Below are 15,799 nucleotides of genomic sequence, written 5' to 3'. Positions count from 1 at the left end.
AGACGGAAGAATGCGATGTCCAGCAACAACCACCCACAAAAGTGAAGTGGCCGCACCAAATATTATTTGGCACTGACATTCATCGGCACACTGTTGAGTTCTCAAAGAACACGCACACACCATCGCTCCCGAACCTTCCGGTTCGTTCACTCCGGGGTGATTGTCCATCAGGAGGTCTCTTCGACCTCCGGGGCCACCGACCTTACCAGAAGAATCGCGGGCTCGTAACCAAGTTCAGGCGCCTTCGTCCAACCTCGTTGTCCCGTTCCTCTCGGCCCGGGTCGGTGTCCGTGTCGCTCTGACCTGGAATAAGTTACGCGAGGATCAACTCCCTGCCAAATCGCCTGGTCAGAGGTGGTAGTCCTCGAGAAAAGCCCAGGTGAATGTCTCCGAGAGGCGCCGACCGGACCGAAATCGCTTCCGGTGACGCCGGACACAGGGCCCGAACAGGGTTTCCTCCCTAGTGAGACAGGAGTCGGCCTTCCTCGACACCCACCCGCTCGATGGTTCCGCCGAGCTCCTGGAGGATCTCGACGAACCGCGGATAACCACGGTCGATGTGGTAGACGTCGTGCACTTCCGTGACCCCGTCCGCACACAGGCCGGCGAGCACCAGACCTGCGCCCGCACGAATGTCCGATGCCCACACGGGAGCACTCGACAACTGCTCCACTCCCCGCACGACCGCGTGGTGGCCGTCGGTGCGGGCGTCCGCTCCGAGACGCACCATCTCCTCGACGAACCGGAACCGTGCTTCGAAGACGTTCTCGGTGATCATCGACGTCCCGTCGGCGATGGCCGCGAGACCGATGGCCATGGGCTGCAGGTCGGTGGGGAATCCCGGATACGGCAGCGTCGCGAAGTTGACGGCACGGGGCCGCTCCTTCTGCACGACGTGGAATCCGTCTGCCAACGGCATGACTTCGGCGCCGGCACTGCGCAACTTGTCCAGCACCAACGCGAGATGCTTCGGATTGACGCCACGGACGGCGATATCGCCCCGCGTCATCACAGCTGCGATCCCCCACGTCGCCGCAACGATCCGGTCGCCGATGCACCGGTGCTCGGTGGGACGGAGGGACGAGACTCCCGAGACCCGCAGCGTCGTACTGCCCGCACCGGTGATCCGTGCCCCCATGCGGACGAGCATGTTGCACAGGTCGACGATCTCGGGTTCGCGGGCCGCGTTGTCGATTGTCGTGTCCCCCTTGGCGAGGACCGCGGCCATGAGGATGTTCTCTGTCGCTCCCACCGAAGGGAACGCCAGACGGATGGTGGCACCGTGCAGATCGTCCGCTTCCGCGACGACGCATCCGTGCTCGATCGACGAATGGGCGCCGAGCAGTCGCAGACCCGCCTGGTGCATGTCGAGCGGACGGGAGCCGATGGCGTCGCCGCCGGGCAGCGCCACGATCGCCTTGCGGCAGCGTGCAACCAGCGGGCCGAGTACGCAGACCGACGCCCGGAACTGCCGCACTGCCGCGAAGTCTGCGCGGTACTCGGGTTCGGCAGGCGTCGTGATGCGTACGGCGTCGCCTTCGAGTTCGACCTCGCAGCCGAGTCCACGCAGGACGTCGGCCATCAGGGGCACGTCGAGGATGTCGGGGCAGTTGGTGATCGTGGTGGTGCCCTCGGCGAGCAGCGCCGCAGCCATCAACTTGAGGACGCTGTTCTTGGCACCCCCGACGACGACGTCGCCGGAAAGGCGGTTCCCACCTGTGACAAGAAAGCGTTCACTCACAACGACACAGCGTAACGGGCGTGTCCGCGGGAAGAGCAGAGCCGGTACCGTGACGCGCATGGCAGTCCACCTGACACGGATCTATACGCGCACCGGAGACGACGGAACAACGGGGCTCAGCGACTTCTCGCGCGTCTCGAAGAACGATCCTCGTCTGGTCGCCTACGCCGATTGCGACGAGACCAACGCGGCGATCGGTGTGGCCCTCGCACTGGGAGCGCTCCCGGAACGGCTCATCCCGGTACTCCGACAGATTCAGAACGATCTCTTCGATGCCGGCGCGGATCTGTCGACGCCCGTGGTCGAGAACCCGAAGTACCCGCCGCTGCGGATCACCCAGCAGTACATCGACCGGCTCGAGGGCTGGTGCGACGAATTCAACGAGGAGCTGGAACCGCTCAACTCGTTCATTCTTCCGGGCGGCACGCCGGGGGCGGCTCTGTTGCACACCGCCAGGACGGTGGCACGACGTGCGGAACGGTCGGCGTGGGCGGCGGTGGACGCGGCTCCCGACGACACGAACGTCCTGCCCGCGAAGTACCTGAACCGGCTCTCGGATCTGCTGTTCATCCTGGGCCGGATCGCGAACCCGGACGGCGACGTGCTGTGGAAGCCGGGAGCGGGCGCGTGAGGAAGTCCCTCTAGAGGGGGCGGCGGCGCTGCGACCGGCCGTCGGGCCTGGATTCGACCCAGGACATGAAGGCCATCAAAGCGCCGCTGTCGAGCGCGATCTCGTACGAGTCGTCGCGGTCGATCACATCGAGGATCACGATGTCCTCGGTCATGATGTCGAATTCACTGCCTTCCGGCTTCCGTCGCGAACGCACATCGATGCCCTGACGGGTCAGTCGTACGTCGGGTCCGGGCCGAAGGCTCGAAAGCTTGTAGAACGCGAGTGTCTCGTCGCCGTACCGAACGATTCCGTGCCTCCAGCCGGAACCCTCGTTCTGAGGCATCACTCGCAGAATGGCGGCGGTACCCCCGCCGCGCAGGGCAAAGAGGCGGTACAACAAAGCCGCGACGGAGACCGCGAGCAGCACCACAAGGATACTGAGAATCAGAAATCCAGGTGACACTGCTCGTCGGCTCCGTCGCGGCTTCTCGTTGTTCGACGATCAGGCTCGTTCGACAGCCCGCAGGCGGCCGCGGGCCGCTGCGATCTCCGACTCGTCACGATCTGCATCGTTCAGAGTCGACTTGGCTGCCTCGACGTCGATGTCCTCCACGCGGTCGGCGGCTTCGGCGAGCACCGTCACCGTCGTCGCGGTCACCGAGAGGAATCCGCCATGGACGGCCATGACGATCCGCTCACCGTCCGCGGTCCTGACGGACACGACGCCACCCTCGACGAGCTGGCCGAGCACGGGCTCGTGACCGGGCATGATGCCGATCTCGCCCTCGGTGGTCTGGGCGGTGACGAGAGTCGCCGATCCGGACCACACACGCTCCTCGACGGCAACGATGTCCACGCTCATCTCAGCCACGGTGGCCTACTTTCCGGCGATCTTCTTGGCTGCAGCCTCGACGTCGTCGAGTCCACCGCAGCTGTTGAACGCCTGCTCGGGCAGGTGGTCGAACTCGCCCTTGCACACGCGGTCGAAGGCCTCGATGGTGTCGGCGAGCGGCACGACCGAACCCGGCTGACCCGTGAACTTCTCGGCGACGATGAAGTTCTGGCCGAGGAACTTCTGGAGACGACGGGCACGGGCGACCGTGACCTTGTCTTCTTCGGAGAGCTCGTCCATACCGAGGATGGCGATGATGTCCTGCAGTTCCTTGTACTTCTGCAGGATGCGCTTGACCTCGTTGGCCACCCGGAAGTGGTCGGCACCGACGATGCCCGGCTCGAGGATTCGCGAGGTCGACGTCAGCGGGTCCACAGCGGGGTAGATACCCATCTGCGAGATCGGACGCGAGAGCTCGGTGGTCGCATCGAGGTGAGCGAACGTCGTGGCCGGCGCGGGGTCGGTGTAGTCGTCGGCGGGCACGTAGATCGCCTGCAGCGAGGTGATCGAGCGGCCACGCGTCGAGGTGATGCGCTCCTGGAGCTCACCCATCTCGTCCGCGAGCGTGGGCTGGTAACCCACGGCCGACGGCATACGGCCGAGGAGGGTCGAAACCTCCGAGCCGGCCTGCGTGAAGCGGAAGATGTTGTCGATGAACAGGAGCACGTCCTGTCCCTGGACGTCGCGGAAGTACTCCGCCATCGTCAGGGCCGACAGGGCGACGCGCATACGCGTGCCCGGCGGCTCGTCCATCTGGCCGAAGACGAGGGCGGTGTCCTGGAGGACGCCCATCTCTTCCATCTCGAGGTGGAGGTCGGTGCCCTCACGGGTGCGCTCACCGACGCCGGCGAACACCGACGTACCGGAGAACTCACGCGCGATACGGGTGATCATCTCCTGGATCAGAACGGTCTTGCCGACACCGGCACCACCGAACAGACCGATCTTGCCGCCCTTCACGTACGGGGTCAGCAGGTCGATGACCTTGATGCCGGTCTCGAGGATCTCGGTCTTGCCCTCGAGTTGGTCGAAGGCCGGGGGCTTGCGGTGGATGCCCCACTGCTCGCCGTCGCGTCCGGTGCCCGGCGCGTCGAGGCAGTCGCCCAGCGCGTTGAACACGTGGCCCTTGACGACGTCGCCGACGGGAACCGAGATCGGCTTGCCGGTGTCGCTGACGGGGGCGCCACGCACCAGGCCGTCGGTGGGCTGCATCGAGATCGTGCGGACCAGGTTGTCACCCAGGTGCTGCGCGACTTCGAGGGTCAGGGTCTTCGCCACGGACGGCAGAGTGACCTCTGCGTGCAGGGCGTTGAACAGCTCGGGCACGGCGCCACGCGGGAATTCCACGTCGACGACGGCGCCGATGACGCGGACGACGCGCCCGGCAAGGGCCGACGCCGCACCGGCGTTGTTGTCGGTTACTGCTGCGGTCATTGTGGTTCAGTCACTTCCTGCACTCGAGGCGAGCGCACCGGCACCGCCGACGATCTCGCTGATTTCCTGGGTGATCTGGGCCTGCCGGGCCTGGTTCGCCTGACGGCTGAGGGTGTTCACCAATTCCGTGGCATTGTCCGTCGCGGCCTTCATGGCGGTACGACGGGCTGCCGACTCGGAGGCCGCCGCGTCCAGCAGCGACGCGTAGATGCGCGTGCTGATGTACTTCGGCAGGAGAGCCTCGAGCAGAACTCCGGCCTCCGGCTCGAAGTTGTACACGGCCTGCGGTCCCTCGTTGTCCGTGGCGCGGCGTCCGTCGGTGAGCATGTCCTCGCCGAGGTCGATCTCGTCCTCGGTGATGCTCACTTCGAGCGGAGCCATTCTGCGAACCTGGGGGGTCTGGGTCAGCATCGACACGAAGCGGGTGTAGACGATGTGCAGTTCGTCGACGCCCTCGATGGTGCCCTCGCCGTTCGGTGCGGGCACCTCGGTGCCCGAACCCGCCATGAACAGCTCGACCAGGTGACGGCTCGCCTTCGCGGCGTCCGTGTAACGGGGGTCCTGCGAGAAGCCCGTCCAGGCAGCGGCCACTTCACGCTCACGGAACGTGTAGTAGCCGAGGCCCTTACCGCCCATCACGTACAGCACAGGCTCCTTGCCCTCGCTGAGGAGCAGCTGACGCAGCTCCTCGGCTTCCTTGAGGACGTTGGAGTTGTAACCGCCGGCCATACCGCGGTCGCTGGTCACGACCAGCACTGCGGCACGCTTGGGGTTCTCGCGCTCGTTGAGCAGGGGGTGATCCAACGAGGCCGACGCACTCGCCAGCTCGGAGAGCACCTTGGTGATCTCCTCGGCGTACGGCTTGGACGCTGCCACTCGGGCCTGGGCCTTCGTGATACGCGACGTCGCGATCAGTTCCTGCGCCTTGGTGATCTTCTTGGTCGAGTTGACCGACTTGATCCGCGAGCGCAGTTCGCGCAAGTTCGCCATTCGTCGATCACACTCCCTTCACTGGACGCTGGGTCATGGACTCCCCGCTCACTTGCGAACGGTGGTGCGCTTGACGGAGACCTGCTCCTGCTGGATCTCGTCGGCACCGAGGGCCTCGGCCTCTGCCTCGTTCACGACACGGCTGCCGTCGGAGGCGATGAAGCCCTCCTTGAACTTGGCGGTCGCGGCGCGGAGGGCCTCGATCGACTCGTCGGACAGGGCCTTGCCACCGGCGATCTGCTCGTAGACGCCTGCGGCGTTGCGGTGCAGATCCTCGAGGAGCTCGGTCTCGAAGCGACGCACGTCCTCGACCGGAACCGAGTCGAAGACACCTTCGCCGGCGAGGTAGATCGACACGATCTGGTCCTCGACTGCGATGGGCGCGTACTGGTCCTGCTTGAGGAGCTCGACGAGACGCTGACCGCGCTCGAGCTGAGCCTTCGACGCGGCGTCGAGGTCGGAGGCGAAGGCGGCGAAGCCTTCGAGCTCACGGAACTGCGCGAGCTCGAGACGCAGCGAACCGGAGACCTTCTTCATGCCCTTGGTCTGGGCGGCGCCACCGACTCGGGAAACCGAGATACCGACGTTGATGGCGGGGCGGACACCCTTGTTGAACAGGTCGGACTCGAGGAAGACCTGGCCGTCGGTGATGGAGATGACGTTGGTCGGGATGTAGGCCGACACGTCGTTCGCCTTGGTCTCGATGATCGGCAGGGCCGTCAGCGAGCCGCCACCGAGCTCGTCGGAGAGCTTGGCGGAGCGCTCCAGCAGACGCGAGTGCAGGTAGAAGACGTCGCCGGGGTATGCCTCGCGGCCCGGCGGACGACGCAGCAGCAGCGAGATGGCGCGGTAGGCCTCGGCCTGCTTGGTCAGGTCGTCGAACACGATGAGGACGTGCTTGCCCTGGTACATCCAGTGCTGGCCGAGGGCCGAACCGGTGTAGGGGGCGAGCCACTTGAAGCCGGCGGAGTCGGAGGCCGGAGCCGCGACGATGGTGGTGTACTCCATCGCGCCGTTCTCCTCGAGTGCCTGCTTGACACCCGCGATGGTCGAGCCCTTCTGGCCGATCGCGACGTAGATGCAGCGGACCTGCTGTTTCGGGTCGCCGGTCTCCCAGTTCGCCTTCTGATTCAGGATCGCGTCGATGCAGACGGCGGTCTTGCCCGTCTTGCGGTCGCCGATCACGAGCTGACGCTGGCCACGGCCGATCGGGGTCATCGCGTCGATGGCCTTGATGCCGGTCTGCAGCGGCTCCTCGACCGGCTGGCGCTCCAGCACGGTCGCGGCCTGCAGCTCGAGGGCGCGGGTCTCATCGGCTTCGATGTCGCCGAGGCCGTCGATCGGCTGACCGAGCGGGTTCACGACTCGACCGAGGAAGTTGTCGCTCACCGGCACCGACAGAACGTCGCCGGTCCGCTTGACTTCCTGGCCTTCCTCGATGGTCTGGAAGTCGCCCAGGATAACGGCACCGATCTCGGTGGCCTCGAGGTTGAGGGCCACGCCGAGGACGCCACCGGGGAACTCCAGCAGCTCGTTGGCCATCGCCGACGGCAGACCGCTGATGTGCGCGATGCCGTCACTGGTGTCGACGACCACGCCGACCTCCTCGCGGGAGGCCTCCGGGGAGTAGCTCGCGGTGTAATTGTCAATCGCGCTACGGATCTCGTCGGAGGAGATCGTCAGCTCCGCCATGTTCTTCCTGCTCTCGGTATCTGGTCTTCGAAAAGATCTATGTGTGTGTTCGGTAGTGGACTACGTGAGGCTCTTGCGCACTGCAGCGAGTCGACCCGCGGCACTACCGTCGATGACCTCGTCGCCCACCCGGACGACCAATCCACTGAGAAGCTCGGGATCGACCTCGACGTGAACCGTCACAGGCTTCCCGTAGATGCGGGTCAGGGTCGCGGTGAGCCGCTCCTCCTGCTTCGCATCGAGCGGTGCCGCGCTGCGGACGTGCGCGACGGCACGGTCCCGCTGGGCCGCGGCGAGCGCCGACAACTCGTCGAACGTCTCGGCCGGCGACTTGCTCAGCCGACCGACCGCGTGGACCGCCAGCGCCTCGGTGACTGCGGTGACCTTGCCGTACAGCAGGCGCGTCAGCAGATCACGCTTGGCCGAAGCCGGGGTGCTGCGATCCGAGAGCGTCTGCTCGAGCTCCGGGTCGCCTGCCACGATGCGACCGAGGCGGAACAGTTCGTCCTCGACGGTGTCGAGCTGGTCCTGGTCCGCTGCGGCCTTCAGCAGTGCCTCACGGCCGAGCTGGACGAGCGAGTCGGTCAGGTCGGACTGTGCCGACCAGTCCTGTCCCGCTGCGGCCTTGACGGTCGCGAGGGTCTGGGCCGAAACCTTGCCGCCGAAGACCTGCTCGGCCAGCCGCTCGCGAACGGCAGCCGGGGCCGAGGCGTCGGCCAGCGCGGTCCGGAGGGCGCGCTGGCTGTCGAGCGCCTCGACCACCGAGAAGAGTTCGGAACCGGCCTGAGCCGCAGCGGCAGTCGCGGCACCCGAGCCCAGGGCGGACTGCAACGCGGAACGCGTATGAGCGAGTGCCTCACGGCTTGCTGCGTACATGGTGCTCACTTTCCGGATGCAGAGTCAGCGCTGAGGGAGTCGAGTTCGTCGAGGAACCGATCGATCGAGCCGGCACGCTTCACGTCGTCCGCGAGCGCTTCGCCGAGGATCTTCTCGGCGAGATCCACGGAGCTGCGTCCGAGATCGCTACGCAGCTCGGCCACGATCTGCTGGCGCTGGGCCTGCAGCTGGTTGTGACCGGCGGCGACGATACGGTCGCTCTCCTCTTGGGCCTGCGCCTTCATGTCGGCGATGATCTGCTGGCCCTGTGCACGGGCCTCTTCACGGATCTGCGCCGCCTCGGTGCGAGCCTCGGCGAGCTGGCTACGGTACTGCTCGAGCGCGGCCGCAGCCTCCGCCTGAGCTTCCTCTGCCTTCTTGATGCCGCCTTCGATCAGCTCCGAACGCTCGTCGAGCACCTTCTGGAACATCGGAAGCACGAACTTCCAGAAGACGAATCCGACGAGGATCAGGGCGACCAGCGACCAGACGATGTCGTATGTCGCGGGGAGAAGGGGATTGGGAGTCTCCCCTTCCTCTGCCGCGAGGATCAGGATGCTGTCAGCCATTGTGATCGTCGGATCAGAAGATGAAGCCGGCGACGATGCCGATCAGCGCGAGGGCCTCGGTGAAGGCGATACCGAGGAACATCGTGGTGCGCAGCTGGCCGGCCATCTCGGGCTGACGAGCCATGCCCTCGATCGCCTTGCCGACGACGATGCCGATGCCGATGCCGGGGCCGATGGCGGCGAGGCCGTAGCCGATGGCGCCTGCACCCGAGATCGTGGTCTCCTGGGCGAGGACGTCTGCTGCCTGAAGCGCAACGCTCATTGGTGTTCCATTCCCTTTCTTGTGGCTCGGCCCCGGGAGTCGGCAACCGAGTCAGTCTTTGTGTAGATGTGGGTCGTGCCGTTCGTCGAGCTAGTGCTCTTCGGCGTGCAGGGCCAGGTCGATGTACACCGCGGTGAGCAGCGCGAAGATGTAGGCCTGCAGGACGATCACCAGGAGCTCAAAGAAGGTGAACGCGATTCCGCCGATGAGAGAACCGATGCCGAACACCTTCATGAAGCCGTCGGAATCGAAGAAGAAGAACTGCGTGGCACTGAAGAACAGCACGAGCATGATGTGACCGGCCAGCATGTTGGCCATGAGACGAATGGTCAGCGTGAACGGCCGCAGAATGAACGTCGAGACGAACTCGATCGGGATCACCAGCACGTGGAGAGCGGGCGGCAGGTTCGGGATGACGATGCTGCTCTTGACGTAGCGGAAGAATCCGTACTTCTTGATGCCCACATAGTTGAAGACGATGTAGGCGAGTGCCGCGAGCACGATCGGCATACCGATTCGTGCGTTGGACGAGATGTTGAGGAACGGGATGACCGATGTCAGGTTCAGACCGACCACCAGGAAGAAGATGGTGACGATCACCGGGAGGAACCGGCGTCCCTGTTCCTTACCGAGGATGTCCTCGGCGATGTGGATCCGGACGAAGTCGAGCATGATCTCGGCGACGTTCTGCACGCCCCGCGGCACGATCTTCGGACTCCGCAACGCGAAGAAGAAGAACAGCGCGACGATCAGGGCGACGGCGACGCGGATGAGCATCAACCGGTCCATCTCGAAGGGGGTTCCTTCGAACAGGACTGCCGGTGGGAAAAAATCAGCTAGTGACGGCGCGTGGAATTCTCCGGCTGCCAAGGTGGTGACGCTCAGCGCTCTCTCCCGTAGTCGGCCGCAGGCATGCCGTCTGCGGTTCGATCGGACATTGACGATCCAGAAGTCGACCAGGTCGGCTCGCGTATTCGCCAGTGGTCCGAACCGCGTGAACGGTCCCGCTTCCTGCCGGTGTCGGCGACTCTCGTCGACTCGGCGGCCATTTGAACACGACCGCCTACGAAGTCACAACTGCGCACCCTCTTCGAACCCGATGCGGGCAGCGTCACTCTCGTAGAACTCACCCTACCAACTGCTCTACGACAGTGCGTAGGTGGGTTCCTACGTGGGGGGTTATGGACAAGCGGTGCTACTACCGATCGTCGTTGTCGGATCCGGACGACGCCTGGGGATCGACGTACAGGGCACGTTGCGAGAGCACCCCGTAGGTCTCGGCTCCCAGAACGATGACCAGGGCGAACACGATGGTGAGGACGAGCGCGTTGCGGTTGTAGAAGTCGAGCGAGTCGAGCGAGCCCATCACGACGATGGCGAGGATCAGCTTCAGCAGCCAGGTGCCGAGAAGTACGGCTCCGGCGGTCATCGCCGGCATCTTCGACGTCAGGAGAACGCCGAGTGCGGTGAAGAGGATGAACCCTCCGCCGACGGCCGCTCCGATGAGTGCACCCCACAGACCGGGCATCCCGGCGACGAGCACCGAGATCACCGACGCCACGACGGCGAGCGCGAGAAGACCGAGGGCGCCGTACCGCACGGCCGCGCGCATCGGCGCGATCGGGTCGGGCAGCGAGGGCAGGCCGTGGTCGGGTTCGGGATGATCCGGGTTCGTCACGATATCCGAGCCTAACCGACCTCTCGGGAGTGCTCCGGCGGCGTCTCCCCCGACTCGTCGTGCCGCCGCAGCGACGGCACAGCGGTCACGACGAGGGCGAACACGAGACCGCCCGCGAGGATCAACACCACCGCCCGCCGGTCGAGCAGCGAGGAACCGACAGCCCCGAAGGCCAGGATTCCGACCCACAGGTAGAGCAGCAGCACCACGCGACGGTGCGAGTGCCCGATCTGCAGCAGGCGGTGGTGGAGGTGCATCTTGTCGGGGCTGAAGGGGCTGACGCCGGCCCGGGTGCGCCGCACGATCGCGAGGAGCAGGTCGAGGATCGGGATGAACATCACGGCACCGACCAGGATCAGCGGCGAGAGCAGACCGAGCAGGTCGCGCGAACCGTAGGCGCTGAGCGGGATGAGGCCCGAGGCGCTTGTGGAGATTGCGGCGAGCATGAGACCGATGAGCATGGACCCGGAGTCGCCCATGAAGATCTTGGCGGGCTGGAAGTTGTGCGGCAGGAAGCCGAGGCAGGCGCCGGCGAGGGCCGCGGCCATGAGGGCCGGCGGGTAGGCGGAGACGTCGCCGCCCTGATCGAGCAGCAGACCCACGGAGAACGCGCAGATCGCGAGTGCGGCGATGAGACCCAGTCCGGCCGCGAGTCCGTCGAGCCCGTCGACGAAGTTCATCGCGTTGATCGTCACCGCGGCGACGGCGACGGTGATGAGACCGCCCTGGAGCTGGTCGAGTACGAGTGTCGAGGCACTGAACGGGTCGTAGATGACGATCCAGCTCACGCCCATGATCACGAGCACGCCGGCCGCGGTGACCTGGCCGACGAACTTGGTGAGCGCGTCGAGTCCCCACCGGTCGTCGACGATGCCGACGACGACGATGATCGAGGCCGCGGCGAGCGCCGCCCCCATATCCGGGGTGAATTCGAAACCCCTTGTCAGGGCAGGCAATTGCTGAGCGAAGACGATTCCCGCGACGAGGCCGATGTACATGCCGACCCCACCCATCCGCGGGGTCGGGGTCACGTGCACGTCGCGGTCGCGGGGAACGGCGACCGCTCCGAACTTCAGCGCCAGGATCCGCACCACACCGGTCGCGAGGAAGGTCACCACCGCGGCGGTGAGCAGGACGAGGAGAAGCTCCCGGATGGGAACGCCGGCGCCGCGCCCGGCCTGGGCGAGCAGTACGGCGGTGGTGTCGGCTGCAGTCACGTGCTCCGTTCCTCCGCCGCTACTCCCCGCCGGACCGAAGGCGCTCGGGATCGTCGCCGAGCACCTCCGCGAGTGCTTCGGCCGTCACCGCACCCTCGCGCAGGATGCGTGGGCGGTCGCCCGTGAGGTCGACGATCGTCGATGCGACCCCGTGCTCTGCCGGGCCACCGTCGAGATAGACACTCGCCGATGCTCCGAGTTGCTCGCGCGCCTCGGTGACGTTCGTGGCGGGGGGCCGACCGGAGACGTTGGCGCTGGAGACCGCGAGCGGACCGACCTCGCGCAGCAGTTCCAGGATGACGGGGTGCAGCGGCATGCGGAGCATGACGGTGCCGCGGGTGTCGCCGAGATCCCAGGCCAGGGACGGTGCCTGGTGCACCACGAGGCTGAGTCCGCCCGGCCAGAACGCGCGGATCAACTCCCGCGCCTCGGGACGCACCGAGGCGACGAGACCGTCGATGGTCGTCCAGGAGCCGACGAGGACCGGCACCGGCATGTCGCGGCCGCGCCCCTTCGCGCGCAGGAGCGCCGTTACGGCGTCGGAGTCGAAGGCGTCGGCAGCGATGCCGTACACCGTGTCGGTGGGTACGACGACGAGTCGTCCGGCCTTGAGTGCGCCGCGCGCCGCGTTGAGTCCGGCGGCGCGCGAAGCTTCGTTGTTGCAGTCGTACACGGTGCTCACGCGCTCATCCTTCCACTTCGGCCGCAATCGGCACCGGACGGGTCCTGCCCGTCAGCCGTCCGCCGCAGACCGTACCGACTTCATGCGGTCGGCCTCCACCGCCGTGGGAACACGGTGCGCGGTCACGAAGCGGGCCTTCCCGGCGAGGTCGGGGTGCCGCACGACGTCGCCGAACACCCGACGCTGCTCGAACAGTTCGGCGACCAGCAGGCTGTGCGTGTCGTCGTGCTCGACCGCTGCCGCTCCCCCGATCCGCAGCCACCGCGCAATGTTGGAAACCATGGGCCGGATGACGGACAGTCCGTCCGCTCCCCCGAAGAGCGCCGAGTGCGGATCGTGTTCGACCACCTCGGGTTCGAGGTCGGCTCCTTCCGGGATGTAGGGCGGGTTGGCGACCACCAGGTCGACACTGCCTTCGAGGTTGGTGAGCAGCATGCGGTCGGTGACATCGCCCTGGTACAGCCGGATCGGGGTGTCCCCTTCCTCCGCGCGGGTCTCGGCGTTCCGACGCGCCCAGGCGAGAGCCTTCGCTTCGAGTTCGACGGCGTGGACCTCGGCGTCGGGACGCGCATGCGCGATCGCCAGCGCCAGCGCGCCGGATCCGGTGCACAGGTCGAGGACGACCGGGTTGCGGCTGCCGTGGCGTTCGAGGAAGGCCAGCGCCCAGCCGAGCAGCAGTTCCGTCTCGGGTCGCGGGACGAACACCCCCGGCCCCACTGCCAGGTCGATCTCCCCCATCGGCGAGGTGCCGGTGATGTACTGCAGAGGAATCCGCTTCGCCCGCTGTTCGACCATCGAGCGGTAGGCGTCGATGGTCGTCGCCTCGACGAGCGGGACCAGACCGAGTCGCCCGCGCTCGATGCCGAGCAGGTGCGCTGCGAGAAGTTCGGCGTCGACCCGGGGACTCGGGACTCCGGCTTCCTCGAGGACCGATGCCGCTTCGATGATGGCCAGGCGCAGAGGTTGACGGCTCACGCCTTACAGCGTGCCACGACCTCGTACCTGCACTACGCCGAGGTAGCCCTCGCATTGCACGCAGAACACCCGGACCGGACATCGAGGGTGTTTCCGACAACGTGATTGACGGCACGGCGGGATGGGCACCCGAACGAGGACCGATACCTTCCGGTCGGTTTCATCGACAGAAAGGGATTGCTCCATGAAGACGCGGACTGTGCGTGGAATCACCGTCCTTGCCGCTGCGGGTGCGACCGCCTTCGCGGCCCCTGCTCTCGCGAGTGCCGAGCCCATCGACTTCCAGCCGATCCCCATCGGATGCCCGGCGGGTATCGGCGTGGTCGACACGGAGACCGCTCTCGCCGAGGAGGACGCGGAGCCCGGCCAGATCGAGTACGAGATCGAGCAGGAGGGCAGCGGAGGAGGCCAGATCAGCTGGGTGAACCTGAGGACGCTGCAGCTGGGCGGTGGTGTCCTTCCGGACGCAATCGACGAGGAGGAACCTGCCGTCGCTCTCCAGACCGGTGACGGACTCGTCGTCAGCGCAGTCTGGGGTGCCCATCAGAACGCCGGCGGCGAGGGCTGCTTCCTGCTGCCGGGCGTCGATCTCACGAACGTTCCACCGGCGGCGGTCGAGGACGGCGAGGCCGGTCAGGGCGACGACACTCCTGCCTGATCCCCTGGCGACGAGCCCGGTTCGCGGTTACTCCGCCGCGAGCCGGGCCTCTCTGTCTGCGGCGCCCAGGGCGTCGAGCAGTGCGTCGAGTTCGCCGTCGAGCACCGCGTCGAGGTTGTGGGACTTGAAGCCGATGCGGTGATCGGTGATCCGGTTCTCCGGGAAGTTATAGGTGCGGATGCGCTCCGACCGGTCGACGGTCCGGACCTGGCTGGCGCGACCCGCTGACGCCTCGGCCTCGGCAGCTTCTTCGGCCGCTGCCTGCAGGCGCGCCGCGAGGACCTGCATCGCGCGGGCCTTGTTCTGCAGCTGCGAGCGTTCGTTCTGGCAGGTCACCACGATGCCGGTGGGAAGGTGCGTGATGCGCACGGCAGAGTCGGTGGTGTTGACACCCTGACCACCCTTGCCGGACGACCGGTAGACGTCGATGCGCAGGTCGCTCTCGTCGATCTGCACCTGCTCGACCTCGTCGGGCTCGGGGTAGACGAAGACGCCGGCCGCGGAGGTGTGCACGCGTCCCTGCGACTCGGTGACGGGCACACGCTGGACGCGGTGCACGCCGCCCTCGAACTTCAGGCGGGACCACACGCCGTCGCGCACGTCGGTCCGCGACTTGATCGACAGCGTGACGTCCTTGTAGCCGCCGAGATCGGAGTAGGTGGCACCGAGGACCTCGACGCGCCAACCGGCACGTTCGGCGTAGCGCGTGTACATCCGGGTGAGATCGCCGGCGAACAGGGCGGATTCCTCGCCGCCCTCACCGGACTTGACCTCGAGGACCACGTCGTCGCTGTCGTGCGGGTCGCGCGGGGCGAGCAGGTCGGTGAGCGAGCGGTCGAGCTCGGCGACCTGCGCCTCGAGGTCGTCGACCTCGGATGCGAAAGTCGCGTCGTCGGCGGCGAGTTCGCGCGCCGCCTCGAGGTCCTCGCGGGCCTGCTTCAGAGCGTTGTAGGTCGACATCACGGGGGCGAGTTCGGCGAACCGCTTGCCCACCCGACGCGCTGCCGCAGGATCGTCGTGCAGCGACGGGTCGGACAGCTGCTGCTCCAGACCCGCGTGTTCGGCCAGGATGTCGTCGATGGCCGACGGCTTGGTCTGCCCCGCCATGAGTGTGCTCCGCTCTGATTTCGGTCTTGCAATGAAAAAGCCGACGCCCGGCCTGCACGAGGGCAGTACCGGGCGTCGGCGTGACAGCTAGCTGTCGGAAGCGGCCTTCTTCGGCGCACGCTTGCCGTAGCGAGCCTCGAAACGCGCGACGCGTCCACCGGTATCGAGGATCTTCTGCTTGCCGGTGTAGAACGGGTGGCAGTTGGAGCAGACTTCGACGTTGATACGTCCCGACTCCTTGGTGCTGCGCGTCTCGAACGTGTTACCGCAACCGCAGACGACGGTCGTCGTCACGTAGTTGGGGTGGATTCCTGCCTTCATGGTGTCCCTTTCATGGCCGCCGGGTCGCCTTCGCGGGTCGAAGACGTGAACCGGAGCCGGACTGAGCCTGCCGATTATGCCAAACGTAGGGC

18 protein-coding genes are annotated in these 15,799 nt (G+C 66.4%); 2 read left to right on the top strand and 16 right to left on the bottom strand.

Translation table 11 applies throughout. The features are described from left to right. Positions 1-460: 460 nt before the first annotated feature. Positions 461-1,741 (bottom strand): UDP-N-acetylglucosamine 1-carboxyvinyltransferase, encoded by a 1,281-nt coding sequence (gene murA, locus K3M35_RS18195; RefSeq protein ID WP_019288974.1) that lies wholly within the window; start codon positions 1,739-1,741, stop codon positions 461-463. 58 nt (positions 1,742-1,799) lie between these two features. Here murA and K3M35_RS18190 point away from each other — a divergent pair, with 58 nt between their 5' ends. Then, positions 1,800-2,372: a cob(I)yrinic acid a,c-diamide adenosyltransferase gene (locus tag K3M35_RS18190; protein ID WP_064062109.1), complete on the top strand. Its 573-nt coding sequence runs from the start codon at positions 1,800-1,802 to the stop codon at positions 2,370-2,372. A gap of 10 nt (positions 2,373-2,382) precedes the next feature. Here the strand turns inward: K3M35_RS18190 and K3M35_RS18185 are convergent, their stop codons facing one another. The 13 genes from K3M35_RS18185 to prmC all read right to left on the bottom strand — a co-directional run bounded on the left by K3M35_RS18185 (position 2,383) and on the right by prmC (position 13,621). Further along, positions 2,383-2,781 carry a DUF2550 domain-containing protein gene (locus K3M35_RS18185; protein WP_371683106.1) on the bottom strand — a complete coding sequence of 133 codons (399 nt, stop codon included), beginning with the start codon at positions 2,779-2,781 and terminating at the stop codon, positions 2,383-2,385. Between the two features lie 75 nt (positions 2,782-2,856). Then, positions 2,857-3,225, bottom strand: a complete 369-nt coding sequence (locus tag K3M35_RS18180) for a F0F1 ATP synthase subunit epsilon (RefSeq protein WP_006552597.1) — start codon at positions 3,223-3,225, stop codon at positions 2,857-2,859. Positions 3,226-3,231: 6 nt separating this feature from the next. Next, a complete protein-coding gene (atpD, locus tag K3M35_RS18175) occupies positions 3,232-4,680 on the bottom strand; it encodes a F0F1 ATP synthase subunit beta (protein WP_016692470.1) in 1,449 nt (482 codons plus the stop codon). Between the two features lie 6 nt (positions 4,681-4,686). Further along, positions 4,687-5,670, bottom strand: coding sequence for a F0F1 ATP synthase subunit gamma (locus K3M35_RS18170; protein ID WP_006552595.1), 984 nt, complete (start codon positions 5,668-5,670; stop codon positions 4,687-4,689). A gap of 48 nt (positions 5,671-5,718) precedes the next feature. Then, the gene (gene atpA / locus K3M35_RS18165) at positions 5,719-7,362 is read right to left on the bottom strand and encodes a F0F1 ATP synthase subunit alpha (RefSeq protein WP_006552594.1); all 1,644 of its coding nucleotides are present in this window, start codon (positions 7,360-7,362) and stop codon (positions 5,719-5,721) included. Positions 7,363-7,422: 60 nt separating this feature from the next. After that, complete coding sequence (locus K3M35_RS18160; RefSeq protein WP_024103705.1) at positions 7,423-8,238, bottom strand: F0F1 ATP synthase subunit delta; 816 nt, start codon at positions 8,236-8,238, stop codon at positions 7,423-7,425. A gap of 5 nt (positions 8,239-8,243) precedes the next feature. Further along, on the bottom strand, positions 8,244-8,807 hold the full coding sequence (locus K3M35_RS18155; protein ID WP_006552592.1) for a F0F1 ATP synthase subunit B: 564 nt from the start codon (positions 8,805-8,807) through the stop codon (positions 8,244-8,246). Positions 8,808-8,820: 13 nt separating this feature from the next. Then, the gene (locus K3M35_RS18150) at positions 8,821-9,069 is read right to left on the bottom strand and encodes an ATP synthase F0 subunit C (protein WP_006552591.1); all 249 of its coding nucleotides are present in this window, start codon (positions 9,067-9,069) and stop codon (positions 8,821-8,823) included. Between the two features lie 90 nt (positions 9,070-9,159). Next, positions 9,160-9,858 carry a F0F1 ATP synthase subunit A gene (atpB, locus tag K3M35_RS18145; RefSeq protein WP_006552590.1) on the bottom strand — a complete coding sequence of 233 codons (699 nt, stop codon included), beginning with the start codon at positions 9,856-9,858 and terminating at the stop codon, positions 9,160-9,162. A gap of 409 nt (positions 9,859-10,267) precedes the next feature. After that, positions 10,268-10,747: a hypothetical protein gene (locus K3M35_RS18140; RefSeq protein ID WP_006552589.1), complete on the bottom strand. Its 480-nt coding sequence runs from the start codon at positions 10,745-10,747 to the stop codon at positions 10,268-10,270. Positions 10,748-10,758: 11 nt separating this feature from the next. Next, positions 10,759-11,964 (bottom strand): MraY family glycosyltransferase, encoded by a 1,206-nt coding sequence (locus tag K3M35_RS18135; protein ID WP_006552588.1) that lies wholly within the window; start codon positions 11,962-11,964, stop codon positions 10,759-10,761. 19 nt (positions 11,965-11,983) lie between these two features. Beyond that, complete coding sequence (locus K3M35_RS18130) at positions 11,984-12,646, bottom strand: L-threonylcarbamoyladenylate synthase (RefSeq protein WP_024103704.1); 663 nt, start codon at positions 12,644-12,646, stop codon at positions 11,984-11,986. Positions 12,647-12,697: 51 nt separating this feature from the next. Further along, on the bottom strand, positions 12,698-13,621 hold the full coding sequence (gene prmC / locus K3M35_RS18125; RefSeq protein WP_006552586.1) for a peptide chain release factor N(5)-glutamine methyltransferase: 924 nt from the start codon (positions 13,619-13,621) through the stop codon (positions 12,698-12,700). Positions 13,622-13,805: 184 nt separating this feature from the next. On the opposite strand from prmC, the gene K3M35_RS18120 reads away from it, so the two are divergent. After that, on the top strand, positions 13,806-14,279 hold the full coding sequence (locus tag K3M35_RS18120) for a hypothetical protein (RefSeq protein ID WP_006552585.1): 474 nt from the start codon (positions 13,806-13,808) through the stop codon (positions 14,277-14,279). A gap of 27 nt (positions 14,280-14,306) precedes the next feature. On the opposite strand, the gene prfA is transcribed toward K3M35_RS18120, so the two are convergent. Together prfA and rpmE are read right to left on the bottom strand one after the other, a co-directional pair. Next, positions 14,307-15,386: a peptide chain release factor 1 gene (gene prfA, locus K3M35_RS18115; RefSeq protein ID WP_006552584.1), complete on the bottom strand. Its 1,080-nt coding sequence runs from the start codon at positions 15,384-15,386 to the stop codon at positions 14,307-14,309. A gap of 87 nt (positions 15,387-15,473) precedes the next feature. Then, complete coding sequence (gene rpmE, locus K3M35_RS18110) at positions 15,474-15,707, bottom strand: 50S ribosomal protein L31 (RefSeq protein WP_006552583.1); 234 nt, start codon at positions 15,705-15,707, stop codon at positions 15,474-15,476. Positions 15,708-15,799: the final 92 nt, after the last annotated feature.

The organism is Rhodococcus sp. DMU2021 (assembly GCF_019641445.1).
Taxonomy (GTDB): domain Bacteria; phylum Actinomycetota; class Actinomycetes; order Mycobacteriales; family Mycobacteriaceae; genus Rhodococcus; species Rhodococcus pyridinivorans.
Note: the sequence above shows the minus strand (reverse complement) of the source record. Positions and strands in the feature narration are given on the sequence as shown.